The sequence below is a fragment of the Bradyrhizobium barranii subsp. barranii genome (assembly GCF_017565645.3).
GTDB classification, from domain to species: domain Bacteria; phylum Pseudomonadota; class Alphaproteobacteria; order Rhizobiales; family Xanthobacteraceae; genus Bradyrhizobium; species Bradyrhizobium barranii.
In genome coordinates this window covers 6348822-6367350 of record NZ_CP086136.1, presented here as the reverse complement: position 1 = coordinate 6367350, position 18529 = coordinate 6348822, and the positions used below count along the sequence as shown (strand labels likewise).

Sequence of the window (18529 nt, the reverse complement as noted above, 5' to 3'; positions counted from 1 at the left end):
TGCTGGTTCTTCGCGATGGCAGCTTGTGAGCCAGAGCGGCCATCAGCACCGTCACATGCTGCAGATACCGGACCTTAACCTTTGGTTGCCTAGGTTGACGGATTCAATCAACGAAAGGGGCATGCAACGTTCGGCGGGAATCTCAGCTGCCGCAATGGTCTTGTCGCTCAGTCAATCGGTGACGCCGGTGCTTAAGAAAGTGATCGTGGCGGCAGCGCTTTGCGGGGCGGCAGCAATCTCCGCTGCCCTCCTGGTGACGGATTGGCCTGTCCCGCATTCGCGCCGGACTGGTTATTTCGATGTTACAACATCGGAAAATGTGTTTCGGCATGGAATAAGGACCCCGTATTCGGGGTAATCGGCATCCAATCGGGACCCCGGGACAAGGGTCCACAGTGGCTTCCATCAAGTCATGGAAGCCGAGGTTGGGATGCTGGTGGTGGAGACGATTGCGAAGATCCGTCGCGCTTATTTTGTTCATGGTCAGCCGATCAAGGCGATCTGCCGGGAGCTTGGCGTATCGCGCAAGGTGGTCCGCAAGGTCATCCGCTCGGAGGCGACGGAGTTCCGGTACGAGCGAGAGACGCAGCCGCTTCCGAAGATGGGCCCGTGGAGTGCCGAGCTTGACCGGTTGCTGGCGGCGAACGAGAGCAAGACGACGCGCGAACGGCTGACGCTGATTCGCTTGTTCGAAGAGCTTCGCGGCCTCGGATATGCCGGCGGCTACGACGCGGTTCGTCGCTATGCGCGGCGGTGGAGCCGAGAGCGTGGCGCCTCGACGACCTCAGCTTATGTGCCGTTGAGCTTTGCGCCCGGCGAAGCCTACCAGTTTGATTGGAGCCACGAAGTCGTCCTGTTGAGCGGAACCACGGTGGTCGTGAAGGCGGCGCATGTCCGGCTTTGCCACAGTCGGATGCTGTTTGTTCGGGCCTATCCGCGCGAGACGCAGGAGATGGTGTTTGACGCCCACGACCGGGCGTTCGCACTGTTCAAGGGGACTTGCCGGCGCGGCATCTACGACAACATGAAGACGGCGGTGGAGACGATCTTTGTCGGCAAAGGCCGCCTCTACAATCAGCGCTTCCTGCAGATGTGTAGCCATTATCTGGTCGATCCGGTTGCCTGCACGCCAGCGTCGGGCTGGGAGAAGGGACAGGTCGAGAACCAGGTCGGGTTGGTCCGCGAACGCTTTTTCACCCCGCGACTGCGCTTCAAGACATTGGACGAGCTGAACGCCTGGTTGCTCGATAAATGTATCGCCTACGCCAAGGCGCATCGGCATCCAGAGTTCGCCGACCGGACTGTCTGGGAGATCTTCGAGGCCGAGCGACCCAATCTCGTGCCTTATGCAGGTCGGTTCGATGGCTTCCATGCCGTCCCGGCCTCGGTCTCCAAGACCTGCCTGGTGCGCTTCGACAACAACAAGTACTCGGTTGCGGCAAGCGCGGTCGGGCGGCCCATTGAGGTCCAGGCTTATGCGGACCGCATCGTGATCCGCCAGGACGGCCGGGTCGTTGCCGAACATCCGCGATCATTCGGTCGCGGCGAGACGGTCTACGACCCTTGGCACTATGTGCCCGTGCTTGTGCGCAAGCCCGGTGCCTTGCGTAATGGCGCTCCCTTCAAGGACTGGGTGCTGCCCGCAGCGATTGAGCGTGTACGGCGCAAACTCGCCGGTGCCGACGATGGCAATCGACAGATGGTCGATATCCTCAATGCGGTGCTGACAGACGGATTGCCCGCGGTGGAAGCCGCCTGCGCCGAGGCGGTCGCTCATGGCGTTCATTCCGCCGATGTCGTGCTCAACATCCTGGCTCGTCAACGTGAACCTGCCCCACCGGCCAACATCATGACGCCGGCCGCCTTGACGCTTCGCCATGCGCCGATCGCCGATTGTGCCCGCTACGACAACCTCCGGAGGACAAACTGATGGAACGAACCCAAATCTTCGATCTCATGGGCGAGCTTAAGCTCTACGGCATGAAGGCCGCCTTCGACGAGATCATGGCGACCGCCGTCAAACGCCAGCACGAACCCCAGCGCATCGTCGGCGATCTGCTCTCCGCCGAGATCAACGAGAAGCAGGCCCGCTCGATCAAATACCAGCTCACCATCGCCAAGTTGCCGCTTGCAAAGGACATCGCAGACTTCCAGTTCGACGCCACGCCGATCAACCAGACGCTTGTCAATGATCTCGCCGGCGGCGGCTTCATCGCCCAGCAACGCAACGTCGTCCTGGTCGGTGGAACGGGCACCGGCAAGACCCATCTGGCCATCGCTATCGCGCGAAGCTGCATCCGATCCGGCGCCCGTGGCCGCTTCTATAACGTGGTCGACCTCGTCAACCGCCTCGAGACCGAGACCCGCAACGGGCGACAGGGCCGGCTTGCCGAGCACCTAACCCGCATGGACTTCATTGTCCTGGACGAGCTCGGATATTTGCCCTTTGCCCAGTCCGGCGGTCAGCTTCTCTTCCACCTCGTCAGCCGGCTTTATGAGCGCGCCTCCGTCCTCGTCACCACCAATCTGGCATTCGGCGAGTGGCCGAGCGTGTTCGGCGATGCCAAGATGACGACCGCGCTGCTCGACCGGCTGACTCATCACTGCGACATCGTCGAGACCGGTAACGACAGCTGGCGCTTTAAAAGCCGCGACGACGATCAAACAACCCGCGCTCGCGCCGTCTCCGCAACCCCGGCCAGCTCCGACGCCGCGAGCGCTACCATCAAGACTCGCCGATCAAAGGGGTCCCCTTTGGACGCCGATCGGGGGTCCCAGTCCAACGCCGATTGACATCGGAAAAGGCGGACCTCTCACACATCGACGAATGGAATCGCGCGGCCAAAGCCAAGTATGGACCGGATGCATCGACATATGCGTTGATGTCTTCCCATGGGCTGACATGGGTGGCCCGTGTCGGAGACAAGGTTGTCGAAACACGTCCCTTTGGATTTTCCGTTTACGGCTTTCTTGGCGTGTTCATGGTGTCGAACGTGGAGAGCTTTCCGTTCGAGCTTTCGATCGAACCAAAAGATCCTGTTAAGCCGGACAAGACTGTCGACAAGGTCAAGGCTAGCTTCGCGAAGACGGCCCCGGCGGAGGCGCTTGAATTCGGCAACCGTGAATGGCGGCCGGCTCACTGCCATTCCCCCAAACCACCTGAGTTCGGGTTTCCGTTGTACGCTTCGGACCTTCGTGTCGATACGAGCTCGATTTGCCTGATGCAATCAGATCGGAGCCCGCATACCGCGTTGGTCGGCTTTGCGCGCGTCGACGCCAGTTTCTGGGTGCGTCTGCTCTCCCGCAAAGTGTGCCGCATTCTAGCGGCATCCTGGGTCGAATCGATGATGTCGCAGTCGGATGCGAAACGTCCCGACTATGTCGCCTGTATGCTGGCGACAAAGGCCCGCGGCTCGGAGCGTGAGGTCATCGCGGCTCGGTTCTTCGAGGTCCGCGATGACAGGACTTTGGCAGTCTTCGACTGAGTTTCGGTGACCGACGTCGCGTCTTGAAGCTTCACGTTTCGACTTCCGCTTATGGCCCAAAGCTGGCCTGCCGGGTCGATTCGGTCGGGGACTGCCTTTGCCCCCTCAGCGGACATTCGGCCGGAAGCTGCTGAGTTCAGGTTCTGGAGTTGTGATCCGCTCCGATGGGGGCCGGAAGCGCCGAGACGCTTTCGTGCGCCAACTATTTCTTGGCAGGTAGCTCGTCAAGTCGATAGCCCCAGCCTGCTTCAATAGATTCCCGGATGCTATGCGCTAGCGCTAAAGAGGCTCCGGTAAGTGGTCTCTGCAAGCCGTCGCAGGTCTTACCATCGTCAACACACTTTTCTAGCTCCCTTAGAGTTTGCCCGAAGGCGACCATACCACTGGCGATCTGCGGGCTTTCCACCACACCTAGTTCGCCCCAATAGAGCTCCCAAAATCTCTTGCGAGCCGAAGCCCACTCTTGATCCTTCGGGTCCCTTGTAGACAGCGCGGCTGTCGCCTTCGCGGCCTCAAAATAAAAGGCCAATTGCTTCTCTAGAAACGGCTTCTGAGATTCACGAATTGCGACTCGCGCCGCCTCCGCTTGTCGCGTTTCTTCTCGCCCGGCTTGATCCGATCTTTGAGCAATCCACGTGAATGCGGCCCAAGCGGCGCCGACAACTACTACGGCGACTGGCCCATACTTGAGAAGGAGATCCAGCACAGGGGAGGACCATTTTAGGTCAGTACCGTTGCCTGACTGAGTGCTCATGCCCGTACCTCTTAGTGTTCTCCACTAGTTGCAATGCACGATAATTACAATTGGTATTGTTGACACCGCGGGCGGTTCAAAAAGCCTAGCGTGACGGGTAATTTTCCGGTTTCCCTCGGCCTATCCGAAACGCCGAAATTCATCGGTGGGCAGGATGCCGGGTTGTGGCCCTGACCCGAAGACGCTCTGAGCTCTCCGCACGTCAGCTATCACCGGTAAATTGAACCTGTCTCGTGCAGGCATCGACCGCCGCTTGTGACCCATAAAGGACATTGAGCAGTATTCTTGTTAGACTAGCTCGTGACGTGTCGATCTTAGTTCAATGCATCGAATCAACAGGTTGGCTCTCGTGGTCATAACTCGTAATCTGAAATGCGCGCTTGTTTTTGCGCTACTGCCAAGCAAAATCATGGCGCTCCCTATATCCGAGAGCGGCATCTGCACTCACGTCGATGGCCTTGACCAAGCCTATCAGGTGAAGAAACCGAGGGCGGCAGGCCCGAATGCCATCCAAGATACCAGAAATGCCTATATTGAGCGGTTCGGTAAACCGACATTTGATAACCGTTATCGGCCCGATAGCGTTACGCTTACATGGGTTACGAAAGACGGCCCAGTCCCCGTGGCGCAGAACGTCATCATTCAGATCGTCCGGGGCGATCTTCACGTTAGGTGTGGTCTTACATTCTAGGTATCAGATGGGCGTCGCCCAATAGATTTGGCGGTGCGGTGCCATTCTCAAATTGCAGCTCCTGGCCCATCGTTGACATGGAACGACTAGGTGTCACGTAGTCTTCTATGCGCGTGGCGGGCGCGACAATTCAGGAGCCGCTCGTGCCTTGAACGCAACGCGGCGCGTCTGCGACGGGGCGGTGTACGAAGCGCTCGGCTCCTACACGATGGCCTGGCGCATCGGCGTGGCGCTCGGTCTTGCCGGCGGCATCATCCAGGTCGCGTTCGCGCTGATCCGGCCGTCGCAGCCGCCGGTGCTGCGCACGGCGTAGCGGGGCGCGCTGTCACGAGCGTCGGCACCCGAGGCGTCTCCTCCGGCAGAACGATGAGCATGAGGACCCGAGGAGAGTCACGCGTTGATCGTGATGCGCAACGCGTCAAGGAAAGTTCGAGACGCCATCTCGACGGCGCCTCGAATCCAACCGGGCTTGCGGCTTTGCGTTACCTGCAAATATGGCGGTTGCCGTCCCACCCGAGGTAGGTGCTCGTCGCCGGATCGTAGGATCGATAACGCTCCGCGCAGGAACGTGAAGCAGTGCCATCTGCGCGAGCCATGGCGCTGTCCGCGCCTTGCGCAGGAGCTGCGCCATCCGGCAACTCGAGGCCCAGCCGACCGGCCGGCGTCAGCGTGCCGTTCAGGTTGCGATTGGGGTTCTCGGCCTCGTACGTATCAGGATGGCTGCTCGCAAAGCCGGATTGCGCGTAGGCGGCGCTTGCGGTCAGGCCCGACAACAAAGCCACGGCAGCAAGAATTTTAAGTCCAGTCATGATCCATCTCCATCATTGCCCGGTGCAATCGTGCTGCCGGTGCGAGAGGAGTTGGATCGACATCTGCGCTGAACAAGCGCGCTTGATCGCATACCCGCGACCTGACGCGGTCTCGTCGTTCAAATGCAGAAAGAATCGTTTGCTTGTGGAACGCAAAAGAATGGGCCACGGCCGCCAGCAGCGCGCCTGTCTTTGCTCTCGTGCCCCGGACACAGCGCAGCGTCACCTCGACGGTGCGCTTGCGCGCGACCGGCGGGCGACGCTGGGGCTAGCAGCGGCCAGCGCTGGCCGACATCGGGTCCAGGTTCAACTGAAACAGAAAGCCAGCGGGCGGTATGGACTAGCGACGTCCTGATCGCTTGAGTTCGGCGACCTTAAACCTGTTGCCGGCGGCCAGGCTGCTGCAAAACCAGTGGGCCTTGTTTCGGTTTTCGCCCAGGAACACCTTGGTTTCAACGCAATCCAGGTAGGATTTATGGGTGATGGTGTCTCGGCACGTTGGCGAGAAAGGTCCATAGTCCGTACCGCCGCCCGACTCGCTGCATCCGACCCAGGGATCTTTGCCGCTTGGGAAGCTTGATGCACAGCCACCGTTGCAGCTGCTGGCGACTTTCTCCAGGCTGGCAAGCCTCCCCATCACCGAACCCGGCGCATACGAAGGCGTGTTCGCGGTTGACGTTCGAGCGGTTGGCGCAGTCCGACGCGGCGCCGTTGTGTTTGCTCCCCGCTCCGACACGTGCGGCTTTGCCACCTGTTTCGGCGCGTCGACCGTGACAGGGGGAATCGTGGCGGCGGAGCCAGTCGGGATTTGCGACGCTGCCGGGGCGCACAGCAAGGCAGTTGATAAGACAGCGACGGCTGAGGGCACGACAAAGCTTGACGAGAATTTCATGAGCATGTCCTTCCCAAATTCGGGACGGAGATGCCGCCCCGGTAAATGCACGGTAACATACATTTCGGATTGGGCAACCGAGGGTTGAGGGGGCATCTGCCTATAAACTCGCCATCCACACAAAGCGTGGCCCTCGGCGGAACGGCTCTGGATTGCTCCGTCGCAAGAACTCCCCGCAACGACGGCGTGGAGAAAGAGCAGCGCGTCAACTTCGGTCTCGTGCCCCGGACGCAGCGCAGCAACGTTGCGCACTGCAGCGCGTCCGGGACACAGGAGACTTGCCGCGAGATTCCGCTGCCTGCTCGCAGCAATCGGCTCCGTGTTTTTTTGGAAACGCGCCGGCTTCGTGAAATACGCGATCAATTTGCGATCGTACAACGAGAAGCCGCGCGTTGAGAGTCGGTGAGGTGTTCACGGGCAATTGTTGTCGATCATGACCGATAGATGCAGGTCGTGAGCGACGTGGAGGCGTTTCACTCCTCCGAAAGCTCATCGAAGTTCCAGCGCGGTGGACCGACGAGGAAGAAAAAATGAAACAGGGGACGCCCACAATGATCGGCCTGCGACGCAGGGAATTTCTTGCTGGGACGGCCCTGCTGCTGTTCAGCGCGACGACCGTCAAAGCCGCCACAATCGCAGGGAGGTTGCCCTGGGCTCCAAATGCGGGAAATCCGCCGCCGCCAATCAAGCTTGGGCCGTGGGAGTTCTTCAACGGCGAAGAAGGCAGAGCCATGGAGGCACTCGTTGATTGCATCATCCCGCCGGATCCGGAGACGCCGGGCGGCAAGGATGCCGGCTGCGCCGTGTTCATCGACCGGCAGCTGGCTGGGCCTTACGGCCGGCAGGAGGGATTGTATGTGCGCCCACCGTTTCAGGCCGGCCTGAAGAATCAGGGCCATCAGTCGGCGAACGGTCCGGCACAGGATTATCGGGACGGTCTCGCTGCATTCGATCGTGCGTGCAAGCAGCACAGTGGTGGAAAGCCCTTCGCCGAGCTCTTCGGCGACGACAGGATCGCGCTTCTGAAGGCGGTCGACAAGGGCGAGCTCAAGCTCGACGGCGTCGACGGCAAGGCGTTCTTCACGCAACTCGTCAAGGACGCCCAGATGGGATTTTTCGCGGACCCGATCTATGGCGGGAACCGCGACATGGTCGCGTGGAAGATGATCGGCTATCCGGGCGCGCGCTACAACTATCTCGATTGGGTGAACCGCCACAACGAGCGCTTTCCGCTGCCGCCGGTTGGCATGACCGGCAACGCGCAATGGACGAGGTCGTAGCATGTCCCGAAGGCTTCCCAGGAAAGACGTCGTCATCGTCGGTTTCGGCTGGACCGGCGCGATCATGGCTAATGAGCTGACCGACGAGGGGCTCGAGGTCATCGCTTTCGAGCGCGGTCCATGGCGCGACGCGCCGACGGATTTTCCGCCGGGCTACATGCAGGACGAACTTCGTTATCGCATCCGGCACGAGCTGTTCCTGCGTCCGGACCAGCTGACGTTCACGTTCCGCAACAAGATGGACCAGACGGCGCTGCCGATCCGGAGCTGGGGCGCGTTCATGCCGCCGAACGGCGTCGGCGGCGGGGGCGTGCACTGGAATGCCGAAATGTGGCGGTTTCTCCCGTCGGATTTCGTGCTGAAGACACATCTGACCGAACGCTATGGCGCGGCGTTCCTGCCCCTGGATATGACGATCCAGGATTGGGGCGTGACCTATGACGAGCTCGAGCCGCATTACGATCGCTTTGAATATCTGTGCGGTACGTCGGGGACGGCCGGAAATCTGAGCGGCAAGATCATGGACGGCGGCAATCCGTTCGAAGGGCCGCGGTCCCGTCCTTATCCGACCCCGGCGCAGGCCCAGCCGTTCAGCCATACGCTGTTCGGGAAAGCCGCGCGCGAGCTCGGCTACAAGCCGTTCCCGCAGCCTTCGGGCAATCTCTCGCAAGCCTATACGAACCCGCTGGGCATGCGCCTTGGCCCCTGCACCTATTGTGGCTTCTGCGAGTGGTTTGGCTGCGGCAATTATTCCAAGGCCAGCCCGCAAACAACCATCCTGCCGCATCTCATTCGAAAATCGAACTTCAGCCTCCGCGACAATTCCGAGGTTGTCAGGATCAATGTCGATCGTTCAGGCAAGCGCGCCACCGGCGTGACATTCGTGGACTCGAGCGGCGAAGAATGGGAGCAGCAGGCCGACCTCGTGATCCTGTCGGCTTACACGATGTTCAACGTCCAGCTTCTCCTGCATTCGCAAATCGGGCAGCCCTACGACCCCGTCACCAACACTGGGGTCGTCGGCCGCAACTACACCCACCAGACGATCTCGTCGGTCAACGGCTTTTTCGACAACAAGAAGTTCAACTTCAACCCGTTCATCGCGTCAGGCTCGATCGGGATGTGCGTCGACGAGTTCAACGGCGACAATTTCGATCACGGGCCGCATGGTTTCGTGGGCGGCGGCTATGTCGGCCAGGTGCAGACAGGTGCTCGTCCGATCGAAAGCACCCTGGTGCCGCCGGGAACGCCGGCATGGGGCGCCGACTGGAAGAAGGCGGTGAAGGACAATTATCTCAGCACGGTCAAGCCCGGCACCGGTGTGCATGGCAGCTTCTACGCCTACCGCGATATCTACCTGGATCTCGACCCCGCCTATAAGGACCGGTTCGGGCGTCCGCTGATGCGGATCACGATGGATCTCAAGGAGAACGAGATCAAGCAGAACAAGTTTCTCACCGACAAGTTCGCCGAGATCATCAAGGCGATGGGCGCTGAAAAGCTCGCCGTGCAGTATCGGACCGCGCCATACGACATAACGACCTACCAGACGACGCATCTCAACGGCGGTGCGATCATGGGGGCCGATCCCAAGACAAGCGTCCTCAACAAATATCTGCAGAGCTGGGATGTCCCGAATCTGTTCGTGATGGGGGCAAGCGCATTCCCGCAGAACGCCGGTTATAATCCGACGCTCACGGTCGGCGCGCTCGCTTATTGGTCGGCGGCCGCGATCCGGAACCAGTACCTTAAGAATCCTGGAAGGCTGGTCGATGCGTAGGAGTCCTCACGTACGCACGCTCGTCTACGGAGTGCTGCTTTCGGCGTCGGCGGTTTGCCGTGCATATGCCGGTTCCGCCAACATGCAAGAGTTCACTCAGATCGAACGAGGCCGATATCTTTCGATCCTGTCGGACTGCGCGGGTTGCCATACCGTTCCCGGGGGCAAACCGTTTTCGGGCGGGCGGCCGATTGAGACGCCGTTCGGCAACATCGTGTCGCCCAACCTCACGCCCGATCTGGACACGGGCATCGGAGCCTGGAGCGACGATCAAGTCGATGTCGCGGTGAGAAAGGGTATCGGCCGAACAGGCGCGCACCTCTATCCAGCCATGCCCTACAACGCGTACACCCGATTGTCGCGCGATGATGTGATGGCGATCCGGGCCTATCTGAATTCGCTGGAGGCGGTTCGGAGTTCACGCAATGCAAATACGCTTCCGTTCCCATTCAATATCCGCTCAGCGATGATTGTGTGGAACGCACTCTACTTCACGCCGGGTGAATACAAACCGGATCCGACGAAATCCGGCGAATGGAATCGCGGCAAGTTCATCGTCGATGGGCCAGCGCATTGTGGAGCCTGCCATACGCCAAAGACGCTGCTCGGAGGCGATCGCACCGATCAATACTTGCAGGGCGCAAATCTCCAGGGCTGGTCGGCGCCTGACATCACCAACAACCGGCGGACAGGACTGGGCAGTTGGACGGCAGACGATGTCGCGCTCTACCTCAAGACGGGGCACAATCGCGCTACCGCTGCGACAGGGCCGATGGCGGAGGCCGTCGAGCTGTCGACGTCCAGGATGAAGGATGAGGATACGAAGGCTATTGCGACGTATCTGAAATCATTGCCGGGCAACAAGGATGAGGCGAGGCTTGCCCCGGGGGTGCGAACGTGATGGCGGCCGGAGGCGCGATCTACCGAGACCAATGTTCCGCCTGCCACGGGATCGAAGGCAAGGGCGTTCCACACCTGTTTCCCGCCCTCGCAGAGTCTACGATGGTGCAATCAAATGATCCCACAACGGCAATCCGAATGGTGCTCCGTGGTGCGCGAAGCGTCGGCACCAAGGCCGAGCCGACGGCACCCGGCATGCCGTCCTACGGCTGGCAGCTCGATGATCGCCAGGTCGCGGCGGTGCTCAGCTTTGTCAGAAATAGCTGGGGTGGTGCCGCTGCCCCGATCGATGCAGCCGAAGTGACGCGTGTTCGGTCCGACACCGCTTTACGCAACGACTGAGCCGGCCGTCCGAGACGTGAGCCGCAAAATAAAAACGGGGCCGTGAGGCCCCGTCAAAAGTCCGTAGCTTATTCCGCGATCTTACTTGATCTTCTTACTTGATCTTGGCTTCGCGGAATTCGACGTGCTTGCGCGCGACCGGATCGTACTTCTTCTTGACCAGCTTGTCGGTCATGGTGCGCGAATTCTTCTTGGCGACGTAGTAGAAGCCGGTGTCAGCCGAGGACACGAGCTTGACCTTGATGGTGACCGCTTTGGCCATGTTCAGAACCTCAGGAATGAAGGGAATCTGGAGCCGGCCAAACGGCCCGCGTTGGCCGGCAACCTAGCCAGAAACCGCCTGATGTCAAGGTTTCGAAGCGTTTTCGAGCGAAGTGGGCACCGGTTCGCGTCAAGAAAACGCGTCAAAAACAACAACCTAGAGCCCCGAACGGGGCTCTAGGGCGGAAAACCACCCAAAACGGTCCCATTACGCCTCGAAGAACCGGTTTTTCGGCCGCGGCAGGCCCAGATTCTCCCTCAAAGTGGCCCCTTCATACTCTTTGCGGAAAATCCCGCGACGCTGCAGCTCCGGCACCACCTTGTCGATGAAATCGTCGAGGCCGGCGGCAGGAACGGGAACATGATGTTGAAGCCGTCGGAGCCGCGCCCGACCAGCCATTCCTCCATCTGGTCGGCGATGGTCTTGGCGGTGCCGACGAAGGACAGCCCGCCATAGCCGCCGACGCGCTGGGCGAGCTGGCGCACCGTGAGCTTGTCGCGCCTGGCGAGGTCGACCATGCGCTGGCGGCCGCTCTTGCTGGCGTTGGTCTCCGGAATCTCCGGCAGTTGCCCGTCCGGATCGAAGCCCGAGGCGTCCGTGCCGAGGATGACCGAGAGCGAGGCGATGGCGCTGTCGTAATGCACGCGGCTGTCGAGCAGCGCGCGCTTCTCCTTGGCCTCATCGACGCTGTCGCCGACCACGACGAAGGCGCCGGGAAGAATCTTGAGATGTTCGGGATCGCGGCCGATCTTCTCCATGCGGCCCTTGATGTCGGCATAGAGTTTTTGGCCGTCGGCGAGGGGGCCGCCGCCGGTGAACACGGCTTCCGCCGTCTCTGCCGCAAGCTGCCTGCCGTCCTCCGATGCGCCGGCCTGCACGATCACCGGCCAGCCCTGCACGGGCCGCGCGATGTTGAGGGGGCCGCGCACCTTCAGATATTTGCCGTTGTGGTCGAGCACGTGCATCTTCGCGGGATCGACGAACACGCCGCTTTCGACGTCGCGCACGAAGGCGTCGTCGGCGAAGGAATCCCAGAGGCCGGTGACGACGTCGTAGAACTCGCGGGCGCGCTTGTAGCGCTCGGCATGCTCCATGTGGTCGTCGAGGCCGAAATTCAGCGCCGCGTCCGGATTCGAGGTGGTGACGATGTTCCAGCCCGCGCGCCCGCCGCTGAGATGGTCGAGCGAGGCGAAGCGGCGCGCCACGTGGTAGGGCTCGTCAAACGTCGTCGAGCCCGTCGCGATCAGGCCGATGCGCTCGGTGACGGCGGACAGCGCCGACAGCAGCGTGAACGGCTCGAACGAGGTCACGGTGTGGCTGCGCTTGAGTGCATTGACGGGCATGTTCAGCACGGCGAGGTGATCGGCCATGAAGAAGGCGTCGAACTTGCCGGCCTCGAGCTTCTGGATCAGCGTCTTGATATGGCCGAAGTTGAAATTTGCGTCCGGCCAAGCCCCGGGATAGCGCCAGGCGCCGGTGTGGATGCTGATCGGGCGCATGAACGCGCCAAGCTTGAGTTGCCGTTGTGCCATCGCCCCGTATCCGTTCTGGGTGTCGTTAGGGAAGACATAGGTGCGCGCGGGAACTCCGCCATTGGGGGAGGCGGGAAGATTTTTTCGTTTTTCGCGACACGCTCAGCATGTTTCCGTCATTCCGGGCTCGCCGCTCCGCGGCGCCCCGGAATGACAAGGGGGAACCATCGAACCAATCCCGCGCTCGCCCCGACCAAGCCAGGACCCGTGAGGAGACCTTCAATGGCAGGCGCAATGACCGTGGACGGCGGCGCCGTTCGCATCGACCGGCCCATGCCCTGGGTCGGCCGCCTGCTGTCGCTGCCGCTGCTGGCCGCGAGCGGTTATCTCTTGTGGAATGTCGCGCTCGGCCTGCGCCAGGATTTTTCCGGTTTCGGCCGGCTCGCCGATGACCTCGTACCGGTGCTGGTGTTCACGGGGTTGGGACTGCTCGTGGGCATCCCCGGAATCATCCTGCTGACGTACCGCACTTTCGTCGTGCTCAACGAGACGCTGCGCCAGATCGTCATCACCAGGCAGTTCGGCCCGCTCAATATTCGCAAGCACCGCGATCTCGCCGACTATCACTTCGTCAGCATCACCGACGACTATGATGCGGATCTGACGACCTACGACGTCAATCTCTGCGGCAACAGGGGCACCGAGCCGATCACGCTTCAGAGCTTCACCAGGCGCGAGGAGGCGGACAGGCTCGCAAGCGAGATCGGCCGCGTCCTGAAATTGCCGGCGCGCGACTATGTCGGTACCGAGCCTGATGCTTCCTGATTGAGGTCCAGCCACGACCTGTTGCTACCCGTTGCGGAAATTGCCATCCTCGCGGCCGAACACCGCAATGGAAGGCCATGACCTCAGCGAATAACTCCATTCCCGCGCTTCTGCCGCGCGGCAAGGGCCATCAGTTTCTCTTGTATGGCGACTCCTGCTCGGGTGTGCCGGGTGCCTTGCACGAAAAGACCTTCGCCTCGGTCAACGCGGTCGTTCAGCGCTTGAGACCTCAGCCTGAATTCATTCTCTTTCCGGGCGATGAGATTATCGGGCTGACGCCGGATCCCGACGCGCTCCGCGCGCAGTGGCGCTATTGGCTGGATACGGAAATGGCATGGCTCGACCGTGCGGCCATTCCGATGTGGCATACAACCGGCAACCACACGACCTATGATTTGATGAGCGAGGCGGTGTTTCGCGCCGTGCTCGAGCTGCCGAAAAATGGGCCGCCGGGACAGGCGGGCCTCTCCTACTTCGTGCGACGCGGCGACCTCCTGATGGTGTTCGTCAACACGCTCTGGAGCGGCCTGGGAGGTGAGGGCCATGTCGAGCTCGCGTGGCTCGAAACAACGCTCAGAGCGCATGGCGACGCCCGGCACAAGCTCGTCCTTGGTCATCACCCGGTGTTTCCCGTCAACGGCTTTACCGGGACGTATCAGCGCGAGATCGGCCACGAATATGCTCGCCCGTTCTGGGACATCCTGGTGAACGAAAACGTGCTCGCCTATCTGTGCAGCCACATCCTCGCCTTCGACGTCCAGGCGCATCGCGGTGTCCTGCAGATCTGCACTGCCGGCGCGGGAACGGCTCACAGGATGCCGGAAGGCGTCGAGTATCTGCATTGCATTCAGGCCGCGCTTGACGAGGAAGGCCTGCGTTATCAGGTGCTCGATACTGACGGCGTTGTCAGGGAGAGGATGGAATGGCCGCTACCGGATCCTGATCCCGCCAAATGGAGAGAGCTGCGGCCCGGAGATGTCGAAGCGCCGTTCAGCGGACGTGTGGAAAGCGGGCGCCGGATCGAGCTGAGGCTCGTGGGGCAAAGTGCTGCGACCGATGTCGCAGCGGCCCAGACGATTTTCACGGCTTTCGCGCCGGGTTCGATCGCGCCGTTCTGGCTTGGGCTTCGGGGACCGAGGCAAACCCTGACAGCCATCGTTGCTCGTGAGCCGGGGCGAAGCCCAACCTATTGGTTTGGACCTGATCTTCCGGCGGGCGAGGGTTTCGATATTCACGTCGCGATCTACCCGGACATGGGCCCGGGCGGTCTCTTGTATCGTCGTCACGATTCCACGCGTTGGTCGTCCTTCACGTCTGCGACGGCGCGAGGGTTGGAGCAGCTGGTGTGGCCACAGCACTGGGCGATCGGTCACGGACAAGGTGGCAGCGAAGACCGCGCCTTCAGAGGTGCCGCGCTGAGTTTGCTGATCGCGTGAACGAGCCTGGAGAGTTCGGTGGCCGGATCAGCTCAAAATATCCTTCTGCATCTTGCCGCCGTAGAAATGGAAGAACGGCACCGGCGCATCGTGGCGGAGCGGCCCTGTGGCAAGGCGCGTGTCGAGCTCGTTGAGCACGTTGCGTGTCATCGGATGCAGATCGGCGAGCGGCTTTGAGCCGAGCTCGACCCAGACCAGCTCGACCAGTTCGGCATCCGCATGGATCACCCCCTCGACGCGGTGGGTGATCGCGGAAGCGTCCGCGGTGAAGAAGCGGGTATCGAAGCGCTTGACGCGGCCGGGCGGGGTGATCGCGCGTGCGATCAGGAACAGGCTGGAGGGGTCGGGCAGCAGGCCCGCATCCGCGAACGGCTTCCAGGCACCCTCGAGTTTTGCTTTCCCCTCGGTCTTGCGTCCGAGGCAGAGGCCGGTCTCTTCGCAGGCCTCGCGAATTGCTGCAATTGCCAGCGACTTGGCGCGCGAGGCCGGGGTCTTCGGGCTGCCCTTGGCGAGATTGGCTTCCAGCTCGGCGGTGATGGGTGCAGCACACGGTACGCGGTAATCGTCCTTGTCGACACGACCGCCGGGGAAGACGAACTTTCCGGGCATGAACACCACCTTGTCGTGGCGCTTGCCGACCAGGACTTTTGGAATGTTGCCGCTACGATCGACCAGGATCAGCGTCGCCGCATCGCGGGGGCGGAAATAGGGATGGTGGTCGGCTTCCTTGCCCTCGTGGATCTTGGCCTTCTCGGCTCCCTGCGACGTATCCGTCATGTCCTCACCCAAACCGCTTTTTGATTATTTGCTTAGACCGGCGGAATACCATCCGGAGGGTTGTCGTCAAAGCCGTGCATGCGCAGAGCCCATTGCAAGCCGACCACAGCTCCCTTGACCGGCTGGAGCAGCGCGAGCGAGGCGACGAAGGTGAAGGGCAGATAAGCCGCGAAGCTGAGCCAGACCGGCGTGGTGTAGTTGGTCTCGATCCAGAGGATCGTGGGCACCACGATGTGGCCGACGATGACGATCACGAGATAGGCCGGCAGATCGTCTGCGCGGTGCGGCGTGAAATCGAGGCCGCAGACCGAGCAATTGTCCGCGGTTTTGAGAAAGGCACGGAACAGCTTGCCCTGGCCGCAGCGCGGGCAGCGGCTGCGGAAACCGCGCTTCATGGCCGTCCAGACGTCGCGCTTCTCGACGAGACCGGTCTCGCGCGTCCAGATCTTTGGGGCCGTGCTCGTCGTCACCATGCCTTGCCCTTCTGACCCCCGCCTTTTCCTTTGTTCTTGCCCTTGCCCTTCTTGGGTTTGCCGGACTTTTGCTTCGGCGGCTTGCGTTTTTTATCCGGACTGCGTCCAGGATGTGCCTTGAACGAGGGGCGGCGTTGCGGGCCGGGACGCCTGCGGTCGCGCGGCGCGGTCTCGCTGGAGGACGACAGCAGCTCGAAGCGCAGCGCGCCCGCGATGGGGGCCGCTTCGATCAGGCGGACGTCGACGACGTCGCCGAGTTGATACATGGTGCCGCTGCGCGTGCCGACAAGCGCGTGCCGGCTCTCGTCATAGTTGAAATATTCCGTGCCAAGGGATCGGATCGGGATCAGGCCGTCGGCGCCGGTCTCTGCTAGCTTCACGAACAGGCCGGCGCGCGTGACGCCGGAGACGCGGCCCTGGAAGCTCGCGCCGATGCGGTCGGCGAGGTGATGGGCGATCAGGCGGTCGACGGTCTCGCGCTCCGCCTTCATCGCGCGCCGCTCAGTCACGGAGATGTGGGCTGCGACCTCGCCGAGGCTTTCCGGCGTCTCGCTGTCGGGCAGGGCGCCTTCGCCGAGGCCGAGCGCGCGGACAAGCGCACGGTGCACGACGAGATCGGCATAGCGGCGGATCGGCGAGGTGAAATGCGCGTAGCGGCGCAGATTCAGGCCGAAATGACCGTAATTCTCGGCGGAATATTCGGCCTGGGCCTGGGCGCGCAACACGACCTCGCTCACCAGCGGGAAGTGGTCGTGGCCTTCGAGCTGCGCCAGCACGCGATTGAACAAAGCGGGCCGCAGCGCGCCGCCTTTCGCGAACGGAACGTCCAGCGTCTCCAGAAACTCCGCGAGCGCGTGGACCTTCTCCAGCGTCGGCTCGTCATGCACGCGGTAGATCAGCGGGAGAGACTTCTTCTCCAGCATCTCGGCCGCCGCGACGTTGGCGAGGATCATGAACTCCTCGATCAGCTTGTGCGCATCGAGACGTTCAGGCACGACGACGCGATCGACCGTGCCGTCGCTCTTCAAGAGGATCTTGCGCTCGGGCAGATCGAGATTGAGCGGATCGCGCTCGTCGCGGGCGCGCTTGGCGCAGGCATAGGCGGCGTAGAGCGGCCTCAGGATCGGATCGAGCAGCGGGCCGGTGGTGTCGTCGGGCCGGCCGTCGATCGCGGCCTGCGCCTGCGCGTAGTTCAGCTTCGCCGCCGAGCGCATCAGGATGCGGTGGAAGCTGTGCGAGCGCTTGCGACCATCGGAGCCGAGCACCATGCGCACTGCGAGCGCGCCGCGCGGCTCGCCGGGCACCAGCGAGCAGAGATTGTTGGAGATGCGCTCGGGCAGCATCGGCACGACGCGGTCCGGGAAATACACCGAGTTGCCGCGATCGAGCGCGTCGCGGTCGAGCGCGGTGCCCGGCCGCACGTAGAAGCTCACATCGGCAATGGCGACATCGACGATGAAGCCGCGTCTGTTGTTCGGATCAGGATCGGGCTGCGCATGCACCGCGTCGTCGTGATCCTTCGCATCCGGCGGATCGATGGTGACGAGCGGGACGTCGCGCCAGTCTTCACGTCCCTTCAGATTGGCCGGCTCCGCCGCTTCGGCTTCACGCTCCGCCGCGGGCCGGAATTGCAGGGGGATGTCGTGCGCGTAGATCGCGATCAGGCTGATCGCCTTCTCCGACTTGACCGAGCCGAGCTTCTCCTTGACCCGGCCGGAGGCCAGCCCAAAGCTGCGGGTGCGGACGATATCGACACTGACGAGGTCGCCGTCCCGGGCGCCGTGCGTGTCGGCCGCGGCGATGTTCAGCTCGCGGTCGGCGGACTTCTTGTCGACCGGGACCAACCGTCCGCCGCCTTCGGGAAGCTCGCGGAACACGCCGAGGATGCGGCTCTTCGTCTTGTCGAAGACCTTGATGATGTGGCCGCGATAGGCCGGGCCTTCGTTCTCATCCGAGCGCTCGACGCGCAGCAGCGCGCGATCGCCGACACCGGCCGCGGTGCCGGGCTTTGGCCGGCGCGGCATGACGATGAGGATTTTTGGCGGTTCACCGCTTTCGACCTCGTCCCATTCGGTGGGGGAGGCGATCAGCTCGCCGTCACTGTCACGGCCGGTGATGTCGGCGACCAGCGTCGACGGGAGCGCGTCCGGCTCGGAAACCTTGTGGCGTTTTTTCTTGATGGTGCCGTCGTCGGCGAGCTCGCGCAGCATGCGCTTGAGCTCGATGCGATCGGCGTTCTTCAGGCCGAACTCGCGCGCAATTTCGCGGGTCCCGACCTTTCCGGGATTTGCCTTGATGAAGGCGACGATGGCGCTCCGGTCGGGAAAGCCATGGTCATTCTTGCGTTTCAC

15 protein-coding genes and 3 pseudogenes are annotated in these 18529 nt (G+C 62.1%); 10 read left to right on the top strand and 8 right to left on the bottom strand.

Annotated elements, in window-relative coordinates; all coding sequences use genetic code 11:
- Positions 1 to 430: 430 nt before the first annotated feature.
- The 3 genes and pseudogenes from istA (at position 431) to J4G43_RS30850 (ending at position 3485) form a co-directional block, all read left to right on the top strand.
- A pseudogene (gene istA / locus J4G43_RS30860) lies at positions 431 to 1970 on the top strand (IS21 family transposase).
- Positions 1930 to 2793 (top strand): IS21-like element helper ATPase IstB, encoded by an 864-nt coding sequence (gene istB, locus J4G43_RS30855; RefSeq protein ID WP_208083951.1) that lies wholly within the window; start codon positions 1930 to 1932, stop codon positions 2791 to 2793. Before istA ends, istB begins: the two are co-directional and overlap by 41 nt.
- Entirely contained in the window at positions 2790 to 3485 is a 696-nt protein-coding gene (locus tag J4G43_RS30850; RefSeq protein ID WP_208087284.1) for a hypothetical protein, read from the top strand. The genes istB and J4G43_RS30850 overlap by 4 nt, the downstream gene beginning before the upstream one ends.
- Before the next feature lie 202 nt (positions 3486 to 3687).
- Here J4G43_RS30850 and J4G43_RS30845 read toward each other — a convergent pair whose 3' ends face one another.
- Complete coding sequence (locus J4G43_RS30845; RefSeq protein ID WP_208087283.1) at positions 3688 to 4239, bottom strand: hypothetical protein; 552 nt, start codon at positions 4237 to 4239, stop codon at positions 3688 to 3690.
- An 866-nt stretch (positions 4240 to 5105) separates the two neighbouring features.
- Here J4G43_RS30845 and J4G43_RS30840 point away from each other — a divergent pair.
- Positions 5106 to 5243 (top strand): annotated as a pseudogene (locus J4G43_RS30840) (MFS transporter); the annotation flags it as partial.
- Positions 5244 to 5412: 169 nt separating this feature from the next.
- Here the strand turns inward: J4G43_RS30840 and J4G43_RS30835 are convergent.
- Positions 5413 to 5739: a BA14K family protein gene (locus J4G43_RS30835; RefSeq protein ID WP_063982797.1), complete on the bottom strand. Its 327-nt coding sequence runs from the start codon at positions 5737 to 5739 to the stop codon at positions 5413 to 5415.
- Positions 5740 to 6079: 340 nt separating this feature from the next.
- Positions 6080 to 6631: a hypothetical protein gene (locus J4G43_RS30830; RefSeq protein WP_208087282.1), complete on the bottom strand. Its 552-nt coding sequence runs from the start codon at positions 6629 to 6631 to the stop codon at positions 6080 to 6082.
- A 530-nt stretch (positions 6632 to 7161) separates the two neighbouring features.
- Between J4G43_RS30830 and J4G43_RS30825 the strand changes: the two genes are divergently transcribed.
- From J4G43_RS30825 to J4G43_RS30810, 4 genes are all read left to right on the top strand, one after another.
- Positions 7162 to 7911, top strand: coding sequence for a gluconate 2-dehydrogenase subunit 3 family protein (locus J4G43_RS30825; protein ID WP_225005218.1), 750 nt, complete (start codon positions 7162 to 7164; stop codon positions 7909 to 7911).
- A 1-nt stretch (position 7912) separates the two neighbouring features.
- Positions 7913 to 9691, top strand: coding sequence for a GMC family oxidoreductase (locus J4G43_RS30820; protein WP_208087281.1), 1779 nt, complete (start codon positions 7913 to 7915; stop codon positions 9689 to 9691).
- Positions 9692 to 9773: 82 nt separating this feature from the next.
- A complete protein-coding gene (locus tag J4G43_RS30815; RefSeq protein ID WP_225005217.1) occupies positions 9774 to 10592 on the top strand; it encodes a c-type cytochrome in 819 nt (272 codons plus the stop codon).
- Positions 10592 to 10933: a c-type cytochrome gene (locus J4G43_RS30810; protein ID WP_225005768.1), complete on the top strand. Its 342-nt coding sequence runs from the start codon at positions 10592 to 10594 to the stop codon at positions 10931 to 10933. The genes J4G43_RS30815 and J4G43_RS30810 overlap by 1 nt, the downstream gene beginning before the upstream one ends.
- A 94-nt stretch (positions 10934 to 11027) precedes the next feature.
- On the opposite strand, the gene rpmG is transcribed toward J4G43_RS30810, so the two are convergent.
- Together rpmG and J4G43_RS30800 are read right to left on the bottom strand one after the other, a co-directional pair.
- The gene (gene rpmG / locus J4G43_RS30805; RefSeq protein ID WP_007603295.1) at positions 11028 to 11195 is read right to left on the bottom strand and encodes a 50S ribosomal protein L33; all 168 of its coding nucleotides are present in this window, start codon (positions 11193 to 11195) and stop codon (positions 11028 to 11030) included.
- A 207-nt stretch (positions 11196 to 11402) separates the two neighbouring features.
- A pseudogene (locus tag J4G43_RS30800) lies at positions 11403 to 12727 on the bottom strand (LLM class flavin-dependent oxidoreductase).
- A gap of 222 nt (positions 12728 to 12949) precedes the next feature.
- On the opposite strand from J4G43_RS30800, the gene J4G43_RS30795 reads away from it, so the two are divergent.
- Together J4G43_RS30795 and J4G43_RS30790 are read left to right on the top strand one after the other, a co-directional pair.
- A complete protein-coding gene (locus tag J4G43_RS30795; RefSeq protein WP_208087280.1) occupies positions 12950 to 13492 on the top strand; it encodes a hypothetical protein in 543 nt (180 codons plus the stop codon).
- Positions 13493 to 13569: 77 nt separating this feature from the next.
- The gene (locus tag J4G43_RS30790; RefSeq protein WP_208087279.1) at positions 13570 to 14928 is read left to right on the top strand and encodes a metallophosphoesterase family protein; all 1359 of its coding nucleotides are present in this window, start codon (positions 13570 to 13572) and stop codon (positions 14926 to 14928) included.
- Positions 14929 to 14955: 27 nt separating this feature from the next.
- Here the strand turns inward: J4G43_RS30790 and J4G43_RS30785 are convergent, their stop codons facing one another.
- From J4G43_RS30785 to rnr, 3 genes are read right to left on the bottom strand one after another with little or no spacing between them, the layout of a single operon-like run.
- On the bottom strand, positions 14956 to 15705 hold the full coding sequence (locus J4G43_RS30785; protein ID WP_135215733.1) for an NUDIX hydrolase: 750 nt from the start codon (positions 15703 to 15705) through the stop codon (positions 14956 to 14958).
- A 32-nt stretch (positions 15706 to 15737) separates the two neighbouring features.
- Positions 15738 to 16178, bottom strand: a complete 441-nt coding sequence (locus J4G43_RS30780) for a DUF983 domain-containing protein (protein WP_208087278.1) — start codon at positions 16176 to 16178, stop codon at positions 15738 to 15740.
- Complete coding sequence (rnr, locus tag J4G43_RS30775; RefSeq protein ID WP_208087277.1) at positions 16172 to 18529, bottom strand: ribonuclease R; 2358 nt, start codon at positions 18527 to 18529, stop codon at positions 16172 to 16174. Before rnr ends, J4G43_RS30780 begins: the two co-directional genes overlap by 7 nt.

Excerpts from the sequence above, each read along its gene's own strand:
- istB (WP_208083951.1), top strand. The coding sequence starts at position 1,930 with ATGGAACGAACCCAAATCTTCGATCTCATGGGCGAGCTTAAGCTCTAC.
- J4G43_RS30845 (WP_208087283.1), bottom strand. The coding sequence starts at position 4,239 with ATGAGCACTCAGTCAGGCAACGGTACTGACCTAAAATGGTCCTCCCCT.
- J4G43_RS30835 (WP_063982797.1), bottom strand. The coding sequence starts at position 5,739 with ATGACTGGACTTAAAATTCTTGCTGCCGTGGCTTTGTTGTCGGGCCTG.
- J4G43_RS30830 (WP_208087282.1), bottom strand. The coding sequence starts at position 6,631 with ATGAAATTCTCGTCAAGCTTTGTCGTGCCCTCAGCCGTCGCTGTCTTA.
- J4G43_RS30825 (WP_225005218.1), top strand. The coding sequence starts at position 7,162 with ATGAAACAGGGGACGCCCACAATGATCGGCCTGCGACGCAGGGAATTT.
- J4G43_RS30820 (WP_208087281.1), top strand. The coding sequence starts at position 7,913 with ATGTCCCGAAGGCTTCCCAGGAAAGACGTCGTCATCGTCGGTTTCGGC.
- J4G43_RS30815 (WP_225005217.1), top strand. The coding sequence starts at position 9,774 with ATGCAAGAGTTCACTCAGATCGAACGAGGCCGATATCTTTCGATCCTG.
- J4G43_RS30810 (WP_225005768.1), top strand. The coding sequence starts at position 10,592 with ATGGCGGCCGGAGGCGCGATCTACCGAGACCAATGTTCCGCCTGCCAC.
- rpmG (WP_007603295.1), bottom strand. The coding sequence starts at position 11,195 with ATGGCCAAAGCGGTCACCATCAAGGTCAAGCTCGTGTCCTCGGCTGAC.
- J4G43_RS30795 (WP_208087280.1), top strand. The coding sequence starts at position 12,950 with ATGGCAGGCGCAATGACCGTGGACGGCGGCGCCGTTCGCATCGACCGG.
- J4G43_RS30790 (WP_208087279.1), top strand. The coding sequence starts at position 13,570 with ATGACCTCAGCGAATAACTCCATTCCCGCGCTTCTGCCGCGCGGCAAG.
- J4G43_RS30785 (WP_135215733.1), bottom strand. The coding sequence starts at position 15,705 with ATGACGGATACGTCGCAGGGAGCCGAGAAGGCCAAGATCCACGAGGGC.
- J4G43_RS30780 (WP_208087278.1), bottom strand. The coding sequence starts at position 16,178 with ATGGTGACGACGAGCACGGCCCCAAAGATCTGGACGCGCGAGACCGGT.